This is a genomic window from Mesorhizobium sp. WSM4817 (genome assembly GCF_055811135.1).
Genome location: NZ_JBVVQQ010000017.1, coordinates 82,474 through 99,417, shown reverse-complemented (window position 1 = coordinate 99,417; position 16,944 = coordinate 82,474). Strand labels below are relative to the sequence as shown.

Here is a 16,944-nt window from a genome sequence, read left to right as displayed (position 1 = left end):
AAAATCAGTCGCCGAGCAGCCGCTCGTCGAGCGGATAGGTCGAAAGCTGCTCGTTGCCGGTTTCGGTGATCAGGATCTGCTCTTCGATCTTGACGCCCTCGCGTCCGCCAAGCCGGCCGATATAGCTCTCGACGCAAAGCACCATGCCCGACACAAGCACGCCGTCGGGCGTGTCTTCGGTCCAGTCGATGGCATGCGGCAGCGTCGGGTATTCGTCGGCCAGGCCGACACCGTGATAGAGCACGCCGTAACGCGTCGGGAAACAATCTCCGGGCGGCACCGCCGAGCGTTCGACAAGATCGCGGAACGATGTGCCCGGCTGCATCAGGCCGATGTTGTGGGCGATCTGATCGGCGGCGATGCGAAACAGCTCGCGTTGCTCGTTGGATGGCTCGGTGTCGCCGCAGAGCCAGGTGCGCGACAGGTCGGCGCAGAAACCGTAAGGGCCGATCAAATCGGTATCGAAAGCGACGAGATCGCCGGCTGCGATCGTTCGCGACGAGCATTCCTGGAACCAGGGATTGGTGCGCGGGCCAGACGTCAACAGCCGGGTTTCGACCCATTCGCCGCCACGCGCGATGTTGCCGCGGTGGAGTTCGGCCCACAATTCGTTTTCGGAAATCCCTGGCCTCAATGCTGCTTCCATCTCGCCCATCGCCGCCTCGCAGGCGGCGATCGACCGGCGCATGGCCAGGATTTCGTCGGGCGATTTGATCAGGCGTGCATTTTCCATCAGCGCTTCGCCATTGGCGATCGAGATGCCGAGGCGGGCGAGCGCTTCGACGCCCTCGGGATTGATGTGATCGACGGCGATGCGGCCGATACCGCCGCCATGCTGCTTGACCAGATCGGCGATCCCGGCGGCCCAGCGGCGGACTTTTTGCTCGGTGAGCTCGCCGCTGTAGAGATACATCCACGACACTGCCGGCCGAACCTCGTCGACGACGCCGGAGTGGTCGGAAAGGTGCTCGCAGGAAAAATAGTCGAACAGCACCACCGGACCTTCGGTGGCAACGAAACAATGTCTTGTCGGATTGTGCGCGACCCAGAGCTGCATATTGGTCGAGTCGGTCGCATAGCGGATGTTGATCGGATCGTAGAGCAAGGCTCCCGCATAGCCGCGGCGCTTCAGCTCGGCGCGGATGCGGTCGAGCCGGTATTGGCGCATGGCGGGCAGGTCGGGAGCAGCAATGCCGGCGGCGTGCCACTCGGCTTCCGCCAGTGCGCCGTAGCCAAGCACATGCTGGTTGAGTTCAGCGGCCTTCTGCCGCGACTTCAGGCGCAACGCATCGATTGAGCCTGCTTCGTCTGGCTCGAACGGCGCGATCCTGCGATGACGACCGAACCGTCGCTCGACGCCCGGATCGCTCATTTTCCTATCCTCCCGATATCAATCGGCCGCGCGGGTCAGGCCCGAGGGCGGGCCTTTGGGTCCAATGCTTTCAGGCCCGCATCTTCTCGCCGCTCGGGTCGAAAGGCGGCTCGACATTGATGCGGGCTGGTCGTCGGCTTCCGAGGATCTCGATCGCGAACAGTCCGGCGCTCTCGTCCGCGGCCAAGGCCGCCGGCACATAGCCTTGCGCCATCGATTCCTGGACGTAATGGGCATAGCCGCCGGAGGTGACCCAGCCGACCACGCGCCAGTCGCCGTCGACGATGCCGCGCACGGCCGAAGCGCCTTCCGCGGCGCTCGAGCCGCGCACTTCCTTGCCGTCCGTATCGAAACGCGCCGCACCATAGCCGTGCGGCTTTTCCACCGTGCCGTAGTCCTTGCCGCCGACCTTGGCCCAGATTGGTTCGTCGCCCATCACGTCGGCGTCTGCGGCATCGACGATGAAGGAGACACGGCGCAGTTTTGGCCCTTCTGCCTGCTCCCTCGCTGCCGCGTCGCGTCCGATGAAGTCGTTCTTCTCCAGCTTGACGAAGCGGTCCATCTCCCCCTCGAACGGCCCGTAGATCGGGCGCAGTTCGCGGAACCAGGTCGGAAAATTCTTTTCCAGGCGCATCGAGAGCAGGGCGCGCATGCCGAAATCGACCAGGCCAAACTCTTCGCCGGCATCCTTGATCGCCTTGTAGACGAGACGCTGGTAGGCCGGCGCCATCCAGATCTCGTAGCCGAGGTCACCGGTATAGGTGATGCGATTGACCATGCAGGGCGCGCCGCCGACCGCCATCTCGCGGAAGTCCATGAAGCGGAAGGCCTTGGTCGAGATGTCGGCGTCAACCAGTTTCTGCAGGAGGTCGCGTGATTTCGGCCCGGCGATCGACAAGCCGACCAGCGTCTGGTCGAAGCGGTGAATGCGGACCTGTGACGCCCCTGGACCATCGTTCGGCAGGTGCTTCTCGAACCAGCGCATATGATACTTCTGCGCCGCCGACGAGCTCCAGATCATGAAGCGCTCTTCGCCCGCCTTGGCGATGGTGAAGTCGCCGATCAGCCTGCCGAACTCGTTTAGCATCGGGGTCAGCACAATGCGGCCGGTCTTCGGCATGCGGTTGGTCATCAGCCGGTTGAGGAAATCTTCCGATCCCGGCCCGGAGACTTCGTATTTGGCGAAATTGGCGATCTCGGTGACGCCGACCTTCTCGCGGGTGGCGCGCACTTCCTCGCCGATCGGCCCGAAATCGTTGGAGCGATGGAAGGAAACGATGTCCTTCGGCTCGGTGCCTTTCGGTGCGAACCAGAGCGGGGTTTCAAGGCCCCAGCTATCGCCCATGACGGCGTTGTTGGCCAGCATCGTGTCGTAAAGCGGAGTCGTCTGGGCCGGGCGTGCCGCCGGCAGCTCCTCGTTGGGAAAGCGGATGGAAAAACGGCGCGAATAGTTTTCGCGCACCTTGGCATTGGTATAGCGCAGCGTCGCCCATTCGCCGAAGCGCGCGACGTCCATGCCCCAGACGTCAAAGCCGGGATCGCCATGGACCATCCAGTTCGACAATGCCAACCCGACGCCGCCGCCTTGCGAGAAACCGGCCATGACGGCGCAGGCGCACCAGAAATTGGTCAGGCCCTGCACCGGGCCGACCAGCGGATTGCCATCCAGCGCGAAGGTGAAGGGACCGTTGATGATCTGCTTGATGCCGGCCTTCTCGATGCCGGGAAAATGCTTGAAGCCGATTTCCAGCGACGGCGCGATGCGGTCGATGTCGGGCTGCAGCAGCTCATGGCCGAAATCCCACGGCGTGTTGACCGGAGACCACGGCTTGCAGGCTTTTTCATAGGTGCCGAGCAGGATGCCGTTGCGTTCCTGGCGGGTGTAGATCTCGCCCTTGAAGTCCATAACGCCGATCATCTCGCGGCCGGTCGACTTGTTGAATTCCTCGACCTCCGGCATCGGCTCGGTCAAAAGGTACATATGCTCCATGGCCAGCAGCGGCAGCTCGACGCCGACCATGCGGCCGATCTCGCGCGCCCACAGGCCGCCGCAGTTGACGACATGCTCGGCCTTGACCGTGCCTTGCTCGGTAACGACGTTCCAGGTGCCGTCGACCTCCTGCGTCAGCTCGACGACGCGGTTGCGCAGCACGATCTCGGCGCCGAGCTTCCTGGCGGCCTTGGCGTAGGCGTGGGTGGTGCCGGAAGGATCGAGATGGCCTTCGACCGGATCCCACATGGCGCCGACGAAATTGGTCTCGTCCATCAGCGGGAACATCGCCTTGGCCTCTGACGGCGTGATCAGCTCGGTGTCCATGCCGAGATAGCGGCCTTTGGCGTGGGCAAGGCGCAGGAAGTCCATGCGCTCGGGCGTGTCGGCCATCATCACGCCGCCGGTCAGGTGCAGCGAGCAGGACTGGCCTGAAAGCTCTTCGATCTCCCTGTAGAGCTGCACCGTATAGGCCTGCAGCTTGGCGACATTGGGATCGCCATTGAGCGTATGGAAGCCGCCCGCCGCATGCCAGGACGAACCGGAGGTGAGCTCCGAACGCTCGATCAGCATGATGTCGGTCCAGCCCGCCTTGGCCAGATGGTAAAGCACCGAGCAGCCGACGACTCCGCCACCGATGACAACCGCTTTTGCATGAGATTTCATGAAGATAGTTCCGTTTTTGAAGAGATTGAATCGAGTGGGCGGGGCGTGAAAGCAAAGCGAGGAAGGGCGCTGGCTGGAATAATCTCACGCCCTTCCTCTACCCCGTCGATCGGGGGAGAGGTGTCGAGCGGAGCTCGACGGAGTGGGAGTCGCCTGTTCATCAATCAATGCAGATGATCAAAAATCAGTCGGCGCGCCGCCTTCGGACCGACGTTTGTCGACGAAGGCGTCGAGCTCCTCGCGGATAGCCGGGTCCATGTAGGGCTCTTCATAGGAGGCCAGCCGCTCCTTCCACACCCGATTGGCTTTTTCGATAGCTGTCGGCGATCCGGCTTCCGCCCAGGTCTCGAAGTTGCGCCAGTCGGAGATGATAGGCGAATAGAATGCGGTCTTGTAGCGGTCCTGGGTATGTTGGGTGCCGAAGAAATGGCCGCCCGGACCGACGGACTGGATGGCGTCGAAGCCGAGGGCCTCCTCGGAGAGGTCGAGCGGGGTCAGGAACTCCGCCACCATCTGCAGCAGATCGATGTCCAGGATGGTCTTCTCGTAGGAGCAGCGCAGGCCGCCTTCCAGCCAGCCGGCCGCATGCATCATCAGATTGCCGCCGCCCTGGATGGCGCCCCACAGCGAGAACACGCTTTCATAGGCGGCCTGTGCGTCGACCGTGTTGGCGGCGCAGGTGTTGGAAGTGCGGTAGGGAATGTTGTAGCGGCGGGCGAGCTGGCCGCCGACCAATTGCGCCTTCATGTATTCCGGCGTGCCGAAGGCCGGCGCGCCGGACTTCATGTCGACGTTGGAGGTGAAGCCGCCATAGCCGACGGGCGCGCCCTTGCGCACCATCTGGGCGAAGGCAATGCCGGACAGTGCCTCGGCATTCTGCTGCACCAGCGCACCGGCGATGGTCACCGGCGCCATGGCGCCCGACAGGGTGAACGGCGTCACGATGACGACCTGGCCCTTGCTCGACATCTGGATGATGCCTTCCATCATCGGCACGTCGAGCTTGAGCGGCGAATTGGTGTTGATGATGGTGAACACCGACGGCTGTTCGAGAAGCTGTTCGGCGCTAATGGCGCGCGCGATCCTGGTGATCTCGATGCCGTCGACATTGCGCTCCTTGCCGAGCGAATAGATGTGGAACACCTTGTCGGTCAGCACGCTCAGATCGCGGATGCATTCGAGGTGCCGGACGGACGGATGGATATCGATCGGCTCGACCGGATAGCCGCCGGTGCAGTTCAGGATGTTGTGCATCTGCGCAAGCTTGAGGAAGTTGCGGTAGTCCTGCTGGTTGCCGGGGCGGCGGCCGCGGTCGATGTCGGAACAATTGGGCGCCGACGCCATCATCGAGATGATCAGGTTGTCGCCGCCGAAGCGGACATTGTGCGCCGGATTGCGGGCATGGATGGTGAATTCCGACGGGCAGTGCGAAACCAGCTCGAGGATCATGTCGCTGTCGAAGCGCACCCGCTCACTGCCTTCGCGGACATCTGCGCCATGCGCCTTCATGATGCGCCTTGCCTCGTCGTGCAGCACGTCGACGCCGATTTCCCTGAGAACGCGCAGCGAGGCGAGGTGGATCGATTCCAGTTCGTCGTCGGAGACCAGCCTGGTCGGCGTCAGCGGGATTTTCAGTTGACGGAAAGGCGGCTGCTCGAATGCCGCCGCTGCGCCGGCGCGCTTGCCCGCGCGGCCGCCGCGACGGGCGCGGTCGTTTGTCAATGCCGGTTCGGCGGGATGAAGGGCGGCGGTCATGCTAGTCCTCGTACGCTGCGATGGTGCGGCGGCATAATGGACCGACCGCCGTCCCGCCATTGCGGAGGCGGCGACCACTAGGACGAGGGAAGCGACATGGACGTTCGCCAGCCGGACGCACCAGGGCGAATCCAGATCTGTGCCCGAACTGTGAAACATGTCACGTTGCGATCACGTCATATTGAGCAAGTACATTGAATACAAACCGTCCTGAGGGAGACTATTTCCGTGTCGGATGTTGTTAGCGTGCGTGCAGCGACCAACAACGAAGTCGCTTTCATTGCCTGGGATATTGACGGAATGATCGACGGCTGTCTCGGCTTCGAGATCGTCCGCATCTATCCCGGCACCGGCGAGGAACGCTGTCTGGCTTCCTGGGTGCCTTTCCGGGGGCAACGCAACAAGGACTGGATTCCGCAGGATACCGGCGTCTGGCCGGTGCAGAAGACATTCTGGCGCGATCTTACGGTGCGGCGGCGCCGCGACAGCGTCGAAATCAGGCCCGATGGCGAATTGGTCGCCTACCGGGTGCGTCCGGTCGGCGACATGCGGCCCGGCCTCGATCCAGTGCCGGTGCGCCCCGAGAAAGCCTATACCGGAGCGGCTCGGCCGCTCGGCTATCTCGGACAAGGCGCCGTCAGCCCGACCATCTTCCTGGGATCGATGTTCGGCAAGGCGCGGCTCGCCTTCACCAACGGCGTGCTCTCGACGCAATGGCTGTCGCGCGCGCTGGAAGACGCCGGCATCAAGGTCGGGCAGCGCGACAAGATCAGGGCCGAGCTTCAGCGTCCCGGCAGCAAGATCCGCGCCTATCTTCATGGCGAGGTTCCGGATGTGCTCACCAGCCTGATGAAACGGGCCAAGGCCGAGGGCGGCACTGTCAGGCTTGCCCTCTACGAGCTTGGCGATGACGAGTTGTGCGACGCGATCATCGACGCCAAGGATGTCGTCGACGTCATTCTTTCGAATTCGGGCAGGGATGAACAAACGAAGGCGTGGGACGCGGGCAACGCGCCCTTCAGAAAGCGGCTGCGCGACGCCGGCGTCGTGCTGACCGATCGTCTGTTCAACAACAATCATATCGGCCACAACAAGTTTGCCGTCTACCGCGACGCCCAGGCCAATCCGCAGGCGGTCATGACCGGCAGCACCAACTGGACGTCGACCGGCATTTGCGGACAGTCCAACAACGCCTTCATCCGCGACGACCCTGCCATGGCCAAAGTGTTCGATGCCTATTGGGAGCGGATGAAGGCCGACGTGTTCCCGCCGCCGGCGAGCGATAGCGCCGCTGGACGTGTGGCGCAGAAGCAAGGCAGGCCGTTTCGCCTGAAGAATCGCACACCGAACCATGTCGATGGGACCACCATCTGGTTCTCGCCAAACGATCCCGACCGCAGCAAAAAGGACATCTCGGTGCGGCCTGTCGACCTCGAAGATGTCTTCGCACGAATCAAGGCGGCGAAGGAGGCGGTGCTCTTTCTCGTGTTCAATCCGTCGCGGCTTGGCAACAATTCGGTCATCGATCAGGCGGTCGCGGCGGCGACGGCGAATCCAAAGCTGATCGTGCAAGGCGCAATCAGCGATCACACCGCCATGCCCAACTATATTGCTCCGACCCGGGATCCAGTCACCAACAAATCGAACAAGGACGGCAAATCGCCATTCGTCTTTCCGGAGAAGGTCTGGGAGGCGCCGAACGTCTCCATCGTCAGGGCGGCCAACCTGACGGGGGCCTCGGTTGCGCGGGATTTCCAGGCGGAAGTGCTGACCGTCGGCCATGCGATCGTGCACGACAAGATCGTGATCATCGATCCGATGGCCGACAATGCGACCGTCATCGCCGGCAGCCACAACCTTGGCTACAAGGCGTCCTATGAAAACGACGAGAACATGGTGATCGTCGAAGGCGACAAGACGTTCGCTGCGGCCTTTGCGGTGCATATGCTCGACGTGTTCGACCACTACAAGTTCCGCGCCTGGCGCAGAACGATTGGAGTAGGACCGTCGGACAATGACGGGCTCTCCATCGACGACAAGTGGCTGAAGCCTTACGCGGAGGGCAGGAAGGGGGCGATTGCCCGGTATTTTCCGTAGTGGCCTGAATGGTGCCGCGGAGTCCTTAACAAGGCATGCTCTGGCTGGCGCAAGCGGTTCCTGCCGCCGGTGCTTCCCGGCACGCCCCCGAAACGCTAATCGTGCAGGTTTCGTGGTGCGAATCATGGACCGGGCGGAACAGAACAGCGACGAGACAATGCAGTGGGCGGCGATCACCGGCGTGATCGCCACCGTTTCGGTGTTCGCCATCGCGCAAGGGCTGAGCTACCCGCTGCTGAGCTTCATCCTGCAGCGCCAGGGCGTCTCGCCGGCCATGATCGGCCTGTCGGCGGCAATGACGCCGGTCGGCTTTATCGTCTCGTCGCCGCTCATCCCGGCGCTGGCGCGCCGGTTTGGGGCAGGGCGCACGGCGCTGACCTGCGCGGCCCTTTCCGCGATCATGCTGGCGCTGATCGGCTGGACGCAAAATGTCTATCTCTGGTTTCCACTGCGCTTCCTGATCGGCGTGGTGACCAATCCGCTCTATGTGCTGAGCGAGATCTGGGTGATCGCGCTGGCGCCTCCGGCGCGCCGCGGTCGCATGATGGGAATCTATTCTACAGTCATTTCGGCAGGTTTTGGGGCCGGCCCGCTGTGCCTGCTTGCGGTCGGCACCGAAGGATGGCCGCCGTTTCTCGTCGGCATCGCCGCATTCGTCTTTTGCGGCGCCTGCCTGGCGCTGGTGCTGGGACGGCTGCCAAAGGTCGATGAAGCCGGGCACCAGGTTTCGGTGATGGGTTTCATGCCGATGGCATGGTTGCTGCTGTCGGCGGTCGTGGTGGCCGCCGGTTTCGAACAGGGGGTGCTGGCACTGCTGCCGGTCTACGGAGCGCATTATGGCATCGCGGAGGCCCGCATGTCGGCGCTGCTGTCGATGATGATCGCCGGCAACATCGCCATGCAGGTGCCGCTCGGCCTGCTGGCGGAACGGCTGACAGCGCGTCTGGTGCGATTTATCTGTGTATCGCTAACGGTGCTCGGGTGTGTGCTGTTGCCGGTTCTCATAGAGACGCCGCTGATCTGGCCGTGCGTGTTCGTCTGGGGCGCGGTTTCCTACGGCATCTACACGATGTCGATCATCGAGCTCGGCGAGCGGTTTACCGGCTCGGCACTGGTCGCCGGCAACGCCGCCTTCTCGCTCATGTGGGGCGTCGGGGGCATCGCCGTGCCGCCGCTGGCGGGCGGCGCCATGGATTCTCTCGGCGCGGACGGCCTGCCGATCACGCTTGGCGCCATTTGTCTGGCGTTGGCGGTCACAACCGTATTGCGGGGGCGAGCGGTCTAATACAATTGCGGGGTGCCTTCATTTCCGTGCCATCTGGAAATCGCCCATAAATCACATTCGGCATGGTGTTCAGAGGGATGCATCCTGCGTAGAAGGTTTCGAATTTCAACAGCACGATCAAAATCGGGTATCAATCCAACATCGGACAGTTCCGTGTTCGCAAACACGTCAGGAAATCCTCCGCAGTTGGTCAAAGCGCTTATGGAGACGTCTTTATCCAATAAGTCGTAGCCCAGGAAGGTAAATCCGTTCCAGTCGAGTGAACGCACGTCAACCGACGGTCTTCGTATCACATTGAGGACATTCAAATCGCCCGGATCCGCCAACTCCGAAAGGAGGAAGTCCAGGTCCACAAAGAAATCGAGCATGTAGTCCTCGTTAACAATATGGGGCCAGTAGCTGTCCTTTACCTGTCCCAGCGCGACCGGCCCGAGCATTCCATCGAGTGAGACGACCTCGCTTAATTGGGTGAGGCCGGACCAGTTGATGTACATGGTCCACGCAGTGCCGCTGAAAGGACCGAACTTCTCTTTCGCAATGTACAGATGTTGCATGGAGTTCCCTCGTGGCCTGCGGGCGGCAGGCGGCCCCACCTTAGGAGGCCAACAGCGCAATGGCTCCTTTTGCGTTCCAAGTTGAATACCGATAGTGGCAAGACGACGTTGCCGAGCCTTGACGAATTTATCGGAGACCACATGACCAGTTCGAACACAAAGACGCGTCCCAATTCGGCGACTGAGGATCCCTTTCTCTGGCTGGAGGACAGAACGGGCAAGGAAACGCTCGACTGGGTTCACCGTCAGAACGAGATCACGGTCGCCGAGTTGCAGGGCGATCCATCATACCAGACCTGCTTCCAAACCGCACTGGACCTGATGACGGCCGAAGACAACATTGCCGTCGGGTTTGCGCTCAACGGCCACGTCTATAATTTCTGGCAGGACAAGACCAACGTGCTCGGCCTCTGGCGGCGCACTCCGGTCGCTTCCTACAAGACCGAGAAGCCGGAATGGGAGACGATCATCGACTTCGACAGTCTGTCAGCCAAAGAGGGTGTGAAATGGGTGTTCAGCGGCGCCAGCCGGCTTTACCCCGATTTCAGCCGCTGCCTGCTCAGCCTGTCGCCGGATGGCGGCGACGCCAGCGAAATGCGCGAATTCGACATCGACAGCAAGTCCTTTGTCGAGGACGGCTTTCGTGCTCCTGCCTCGAAGTCGGGCTTCAACTGGCTGGACAAGGACACGGTCATCGTCTCGGCTGCCTTCGAAGAGGACGAAAAAACCCAGTCCGGTTATCCGCGCGTGGTCAAGCTTTGGCAGCGCGGCACCAGACTGGAGGATGCGACGCCGATTTTCGAGGCGCAGAAGCAGGATCTCGCCGCCGGCGGTTCCCTCGAATTCGACGGCGACAAGCGTCATCTCTTGCTGACCCGGACGCTCGATTTCTTTGCCTCGCACAGTTTTCTTCGTCTGCCCTCCGGTGAAAACAGGCGCATCCCGTTGCCGGACGACGTGACCGACGCGGTGCTGTTCAGGGATCAGTTCGTCTTTGGAGTGCGCAGCCCGTGGACGGCGCCGGACGGCACGCTGTGCAAGCCTGATGGCCTCTATTCGCTGGACTTCGCGCGCTGGATCGAGACCAATGCGCTCGCACCTGTCGAGACCGTGCTCGAGCCGGCGGATCGTGTCTCGATTGCCGGCATTGCCCGCACGCGGGACCGATTGTTCATCAATCTGATGGACAATGTGCGCGGCAAGGTCGTCGCCTGCGATCGCAGCGGCAGCGGCTGGTCGCTGCAGCCGGTGGCGCTGCCCGAAAACGGCAGTGTCGGCATCAGCCACGCCGAGCGTTTCGGCTCCAGCGTGTCCTTCTCCTTCACCGATTTCCTGACGCCGAGCTCGATCATCTGGTCGGACGACAATGCAGCGATGCTGACAACCGTGAAATCGCAGCCGGCGCGTTTCGATGCATCGTCCCTGGTCTCGGAACAGTTCGAGGCACGCTCGAAGGACGGCACCAAAATCCCTTATTTCGTCGTCAGGCGGCGCGACCAGGACGGGCCGGTGCCGACGCTGCTTTACGGCTATGGCGGCTTCGAAGTGCCGCTGCTGCCCGGCTATGCCGGCGTGCGCGGCCGGCTGTGGCTGGAAAAGGGCAATGCCTATGTGCAGGCCAATATCCGCGGCGGTGGCGAGTTCGGTCCGAACTGGCATCAGGCCGCGCTCAAGGCCAATCGCCAGAACGCCTTCGACGATTTCGCCGCGGTCGCGCAAGACCTGGTGGAACGAGGCATCGCCACGCCGGCGACGCTTGGCATCCAGGGCGGCTCGAATGGCGGCTTGCTGACCGGCGTTTCGCTGACCCAGCATCCGGAGCTTTTCGGCGCGGTGATCATCGACGTGCCGCTGCTCGACATGCTGCGCTACACCGAACTGCCGCCCGGCGCATCCTGGATGGCCGAGTATGGCGATCCGGCGAAGCCGGAAGAGGCCGCGTCGCTGGCGGCTTACTCGCCTTATCAGCATGTCGAGCCCGATGCCGCCTATCCGCCGGTGCTGCTGACCACATCGACGGCCGACGACCGCGTCCATCCCGGCCATGCGCGCAAGATGGCGGCGCGGCTGCAGGCTGCCGGCCACGCGAAGACGCTGTTTTTCGAGGAGACCGAGGGCGGCCATGGCGGGCGCGGCGATCGCCGGCCGCAAGCGGCACAGGCGGCGATGAAGTATGTCTTCCTGCAACGGGCGCTGGCCGGAACGGCTTGAACTGATCGCATCAGACCGCCTAAGATGCTGCATGGCTTGGATGAAGGCATCATGCGCGTTTGGGGTGGCGGTGACGCCGTCGCCGCGCACGCTTCGCGCCGAGCTTTTGCGGCTTTGCGCCCGCATCGGCTATTCGCCGCCCGCCTTCCTCTGACGAATCCGCCCCGGCTGCAATTGCCGGATTGGTTCAAGAGGAAAGATCAGACATGACCTATCAGAATTATTCGCTGAAGCAGCTTCAGCAGATCGATGCTGCGCATCACATTCATCCGTTCACCGACCACAAGGAGATGCGCGAGGCCGGCTCACGCATCATCACCCACGCCAACGGGCCGTTCATCTACGATTCCGAAGGCACGGAAATCCTCGACGGCATGGCCGGGCTGTGGTGCGTCAACATCGGTTACGGGCGCGATGAGCTGGCCGACGCCGCTTACGCCCAGATGAAGGAACTGCCCTACTACAATTCCTTCTTCAAATGCTCGACTCCGACACCGGTGCTGCTGGCCAAAAAGCTGGCGGAACTGGCGCCAAAGCACGTCAACCAGGTGTTCTACGGCTCGTCCGGTTCGGAGGCCAACGACACGGCGCTGCGCCTCGTGCGCCACTATTGGGCATTGGAAGGCAAGCCGGAGAGGAACCGCATCATCTCGCGCAAGAGCGCCTATCACGGCTCGACCATCGCCGGCACGTCGCTGGGCGGCATGGAGCCGATGCACAAGCAGCTCAACGGCGCGGTTCCCAACATCGTTCATGTGATGATGCCGTATGCCTATGAGTTGGCTCTGCCCGGCGAAAGCGACCATGATTTCGGCCTGCGCGCGGCCAAGGCCGTCGAGGATGCCATCCTCGAAGCCGGCGCCGACAAGGTCGCCGCCTTCATCGGCGAACCGGTGATGGGAGCAGGCGGCGTGAAGATACCGCCGATGAGCTATTGGCCGGAAGTGCAGCGCATCTGCCGCAAATACGATATCCTGCTGATGCTCGACGAGGTCATCACCGGCTATGGCCGCACCGGCGAGTGGTTCGCAGCTCAGACCTTCGACATCGAGCCCGATACCATCACCACCGCCAAGGCGCTGACCTCCGGTTATCAGCCGCTGTCGGCACTGCTGGTCGGTGACCGCATCACCGCGACGCTGGTCGAGAAGGGCGGCGAGTTCAATCACGGTTATACCTATGCCGGCCACCCCGTGGCCTGCGCCGTGGCGCTGAAGAACCTCGAGATCATCGAGCGGGAGGGTTTGGTCGATCGGGTCAAGAACGACACCGGACCCTATTTCGCCAAGGCGCTGCAGGAGCACGTCGGCGGGCACGATCTGGTCGGCGAGGTGCGCTCGATCGGCCTGATGGGGGCGATCGAGATCGTCAGCGACAAGGCGACCAAGGCGCGCTTCCTGCCGGCCGGGAGCGCGGCCGTGACCGTTCGCGACCACGCAGTTGCCCAAGGCATGATGCTGCGCGCCACCGGCGATACGATGATCCTGTCGCCGCCGCTGATCTGGACGCGCGAGACGATCGACATGGCCTGCGAGCGCATCGCCAAGGCGCTTGATCTGGCGCAGGCGGATTTGCGCAAGCGGTGAGATAAAACGATGGCCGGGCGTCCTGCAACCGGACGGCCGGCGTTTGAATGCCGGATTCTGCCAGCCGGAGGAGCCGCTCACCAAGGCCCGATCGGCGGATTTCACTTTTTTGTCTCGGGCAGCGCCGCTTTGCTCGAGGTCGTGCTGCGCTTCGGTGCGGCGCGCCGGCGCCGCATAAATCGCTCAAGCAAGTTCCGTCTTCTCTTGCGCTGGAGAAGATCGATATCGCTGACAAGCTTTGCGCCGCCCTCGCGCCGCTCCAAGGTGATCTTGCGGCTATGAAAGGCTTCCAGCTCGGCGCGATGCGCCACGCTTATGATGGTGACCTTCGGCAATTCGTGAACGATCATCTCCATCATCTTGTCCTGGCTCTTTTCATCGAGTGCTGACGTTGCTTCATCCAGCACGATGATATCGGGGCTGTGCAGCAGAAGACGCGCGAAGGCGAGCCGCTGCTTTTCGCCACCCGACAGGGTCTGGTCCCATGGCGCGTCGTCCTCGATCTTGTCGTTCAGATAATCGAGCCCGACCTTGTCGAGGGCAGCCTTGATCTCGTCCAGCGTCCAGCGATCGGCGGCGCCTGGATAGGCGACTGCGCGGCGAAGCGTCCCGGTGGGGACATAAGGCCGTTGCGGCAACATGAACAGCCGTCTGTCGGCGTGGATGTTGACGCTGCCGCCGCCCCACGGCCACAGACCTGCGACGGCCCGCACCAGCGTACTCTTACCTGAGCCGGATTCGCCGGCGACGAGCACCCGCTCGCCTGATTCGATCACGACCTTGGTTTCCTTGACCACGGCGGTGCCGTCGTCGAGCGACACGGAGAGATTGTTCAGGCTGAGCATCGCATCGCCTGCAGCTTCGCCGCGCTTTATGCGTCCCAACGTGTTGCTCTGTTCGGCGCGCTCGAGCCCGTCCAGCGACATCATCAGCGAGGCGATGCGCCGTGCACAGGCGTTCCAATTGGCGAGACGGGGGTAGTTGTCGACCAGCCATCCGAACGCGCCCTGCACAATGGCAAAGGCTGAGGCAGCCTGCATGACCTGTCCAAGTGTCATGCCGCCTTCGAGAAACTTTGGAGCGCAAAGCAAAACCGGCACGACAGGCGCAAACAGACTCGCCCCCTGCGATACCAGCGCTGTGCGCATGTGCTGACCTGTAAGGAGCGCCCATTGCCTGAGCACATAGGCGAACGTCTTGTCGATGCCGCTACGCTCTTCCTCCTCGCCGCCGAGCAATGCGATACTCTCGCCGTTTTCCCGCACGCGGGTCAGCGTGTAGCGGAATTCGGCTTCCGCCTGATTTTTTTCCTCGGAGAGGTGGACGAAATGGCGGCCAATGACCGCCATCGAGGTGGATGTGATCGCGGCATAGAGCACCGCGGTGATGACGAGAAAGCCGGGAATGGTCACCGTCGAACCTGCGATCGTCAGAGTCAGGGCCCCGCCGATCGTCCAGAGCACCACGATGAAGGTCGAGGCCGACAGAAACGCGTTGATGACACCGGCGATGAAGTCGACCGGGGATTCGGTGGCAATCCGCAAATCCTCCGTGATGCGGGCTTCAGGGTTCTGGTGGTCGCCGCCGACGAGGTTCAACTGAAAGTAGCGGCCGCTTGCAAGCCACCGCGCGATGACCGCGTTGGTGAGCCAGGAACGCCAGCGGCGCTGCATCGTCATGCGAAGGAAGACCTGTGCAACGACAAGGCTTCCGCTTCCGAGCACGAGCGGCACGAAAACGGCGCTCAGGACATAGACGGTGCGCGCATTGCGTTGCTCAAGGGCATCGAAAATTGCGCGATTCCAGACATTGATCCCATACTGGAAGCCGACATTGATGACGATCAGGAGCAATAACCCGATCGTGTACGGCCAAGCCCGCCTATCGCCGCCGCGGCCCCAGTAACCGCGCGCGCTGATCCAGAAACGCCTCAGCAAGTATCTCTTGCGCGCCTGCTCGGCCTCCTCAGGGGTCAGCTCCGGATCGGGTTCGACGAACTCCAGCGGCGGCGGGGCCGCGCCGACGATCTCAGACGCGGCTTCGACAGTCGATTGCTTCTCCTGGCGCGACTTCTCGGCATCGCGTGATTTGGAGACCGATTTCGGCTTGGATTTAGCCCCGGACATACCGGCGATAACGGCTTGGAAATCAGAAGGTTTCAATGATGTCCGCTCAAGCCGCTTGATCTCCACGTCGGCGCGGATGCGGTCGGCTTCGTTTCCTGGCGTCTTCCTTGATCTGCTGCCGCTTCGCGAGCGTGTCGACAATCTTTCGTCCGCAGTGCGGCTTCCAACGACAGTGGTGTTGGAACTGCCATTCATCTGGGGAATTGTAATGCTGGCTAAGCATAAGCCGCTTGGCACATAGGCTTGTCAGAGCAATCGAAGCGTCAACTGTAAGTTTTGTAAGATCGACAACGCAATTTGTAGTTGCGTTTTACATAAACGCGTCAAAATAACATAGGGAGGCTATCATGATTAGGCTGCAGACAGTTCTATTTTCTATTCTGCTACTAGGAGTGACAGGGTTGCCGGCGACGGCGGAGGAGGTCTGGTCACTTGACGGCTTCAAGGCCCCAGAGAGCGTCCTCTTCGATGCAAAGCGGAACGTCTTCTACGTCTCCAACATTGTCGGCGAGCCCGCCGGCAAGGATGGGGCTGGATACCTTTCGAAAGTTTCGCCTGACGGAAAATTGCAGGCAGCCGAATGGGTGACCGGCTTTAATGCGCCCAAGGGATTGGTGATGAAAGGCGATACGCTTTTCGTCACCGACATCGATCGGCTCATGGCTGTCGACGTCGAGAGCGGTCAGATCACTGGAACGTGGCCTGCAGAAGGCGCTCAATTCCTCAATGATCCCGCTATCGACGAGGCGGGTCGGGTCTTTGCTTCCGACATGCTGGCGAACAGGATTTATGTTCTGGACAATGATGCTCTCTCCGTCTGGCTCGAGAGCGAGGATCTCCTGCATCCGAATGGTCTGCGCGTCGAAGACGGTCGCCTCCTCGTCGCAGGTTGGGGTCGCGACATCCAGCCGGATTTTTCGTCCAAGACACCCGGCCATCTGATCGCGATCGACCTGAAGACGAAGGCCATCTCTGACATCGGGTCCGGCGAGCCTGTTGGAAATCTGGATGGTCTAGAATCAGACGGGGCAGGGAATTGGCTGGTTACGGATTGGGTCGCAGGGGCGCTCTTTCGCATTCATCCGGATGGAAAAGTCGAGCAGCTGATGGACCTCAATCAAGGCAGCGCCGATCTGGAATTCCTGGAAGAAAAGAAGCTGGCAATCATCCCCATGATGATGGACGGCAAGCTGGTCGCAACTCGATTGGATGGAGCAACTTGAGAAGAGGCTCGCATAGCCCTCTTCCCTTGGCCGCACGGGGTCGTGACTTGCACCACCGAGGGCCGCATCTTCGGCCCTT

Annotated in this window: 11 protein-coding genes; 6 read left to right on the top strand and 5 right to left on the bottom strand. The window is 62.0% G+C overall.

Annotated elements, in window-relative coordinates; all coding sequences use genetic code 11:
* Positions 1-4 precede the first annotated feature (4 nt).
* The 3 genes from AC0L2K_RS22385 to AC0L2K_RS22375 form a co-directional block, all read right to left on the bottom strand.
* Complete coding sequence (locus AC0L2K_RS22385) at positions 5-1,372, bottom strand: M24 family metallopeptidase (protein ID WP_473532348.1); 1,368 nt, start codon at positions 1,370-1,372, stop codon at positions 5-7.
* Between the two features lie 70 nt (positions 1,373-1,442).
* Complete coding sequence (locus tag AC0L2K_RS22380; protein WP_473532347.1) at positions 1,443-4,028, bottom strand: GcvT family protein; 2,586 nt, start codon at positions 4,026-4,028, stop codon at positions 1,443-1,445.
* 177 nt (positions 4,029-4,205) lie between these two features.
* Complete coding sequence (locus tag AC0L2K_RS22375) at positions 4,206-5,783, bottom strand: trimethylamine methyltransferase family protein (protein ID WP_473532346.1); 1,578 nt, start codon at positions 5,781-5,783, stop codon at positions 4,206-4,208.
* Positions 5,784-6,011: 228 nt separating this feature from the next.
* Between AC0L2K_RS22375 and AC0L2K_RS22370 the strand changes: the two genes are divergently transcribed.
* Both AC0L2K_RS22370 and AC0L2K_RS22365 read left to right on the top strand, forming a co-directional pair.
* On the top strand, positions 6,012-7,880 hold the full coding sequence (locus AC0L2K_RS22370) for a phospholipase D-like domain-containing protein (protein ID WP_473532345.1): 1,869 nt from the start codon (positions 6,012-6,014) through the stop codon (positions 7,878-7,880).
* 124 nt (positions 7,881-8,004) lie between these two features.
* Complete coding sequence (locus AC0L2K_RS22365; protein ID WP_473532344.1) at positions 8,005-9,165, top strand: MFS transporter; 1,161 nt, start codon at positions 8,005-8,007, stop codon at positions 9,163-9,165.
* Here AC0L2K_RS22365 and AC0L2K_RS22360 read toward each other — a convergent pair.
* Positions 9,162-9,719 carry a hypothetical protein gene (locus AC0L2K_RS22360; RefSeq protein ID WP_128166861.1) on the bottom strand — a complete coding sequence of 186 codons (558 nt, stop codon included), beginning with the start codon at positions 9,717-9,719 and terminating at the stop codon, positions 9,162-9,164. The two genes, AC0L2K_RS22365 and AC0L2K_RS22360, sit on opposite strands and share 4 nt — an antisense overlap.
* Before the next feature lie 141 nt (positions 9,720-9,860).
* On the opposite strand from AC0L2K_RS22360, the gene AC0L2K_RS22355 reads away from it, so the two are divergent.
* Genes AC0L2K_RS22355 through AC0L2K_RS22345 form a run of 3 tightly spaced genes read left to right on the top strand, consistent with a single transcriptional unit; the run spans position 9,861 to position 13,516 of the window.
* On the top strand, positions 9,861-11,930 hold the full coding sequence (locus AC0L2K_RS22355) for a prolyl oligopeptidase family serine peptidase (protein WP_473532343.1): 2,070 nt from the start codon (positions 9,861-9,863) through the stop codon (positions 11,928-11,930).
* Between the two features lie 31 nt (positions 11,931-11,961).
* Complete coding sequence (locus AC0L2K_RS22350; RefSeq protein ID WP_091599613.1) at positions 11,962-12,084, top strand: capsid protein; 123 nt, start codon at positions 11,962-11,964, stop codon at positions 12,082-12,084.
* A gap of 52 nt (positions 12,085-12,136) precedes the next feature.
* A complete protein-coding gene (locus tag AC0L2K_RS22345; protein ID WP_473532342.1) occupies positions 12,137-13,516 on the top strand; it encodes an aspartate aminotransferase family protein in 1,380 nt (459 codons plus the stop codon).
* Positions 13,517-13,617: 101 nt separating this feature from the next.
* Here the strand turns inward: AC0L2K_RS22345 and AC0L2K_RS22340 are convergent, their stop codons facing one another.
* On the bottom strand, positions 13,618-15,642 hold the full coding sequence (locus AC0L2K_RS22340) for an ABC transporter ATP-binding protein/permease (protein ID WP_473532366.1): 2,025 nt from the start codon (positions 15,640-15,642) through the stop codon (positions 13,618-13,620).
* A gap of 347 nt (positions 15,643-15,989) precedes the next feature.
* On the opposite strand from AC0L2K_RS22340, the gene AC0L2K_RS22335 reads away from it, so the two are divergent.
* A complete protein-coding gene (locus tag AC0L2K_RS22335) occupies positions 15,990-16,865 on the top strand; it encodes an SMP-30/gluconolactonase/LRE family protein (RefSeq protein WP_473532341.1) in 876 nt (291 codons plus the stop codon).
* Positions 16,866-16,944 lie beyond the last annotated feature (79 nt).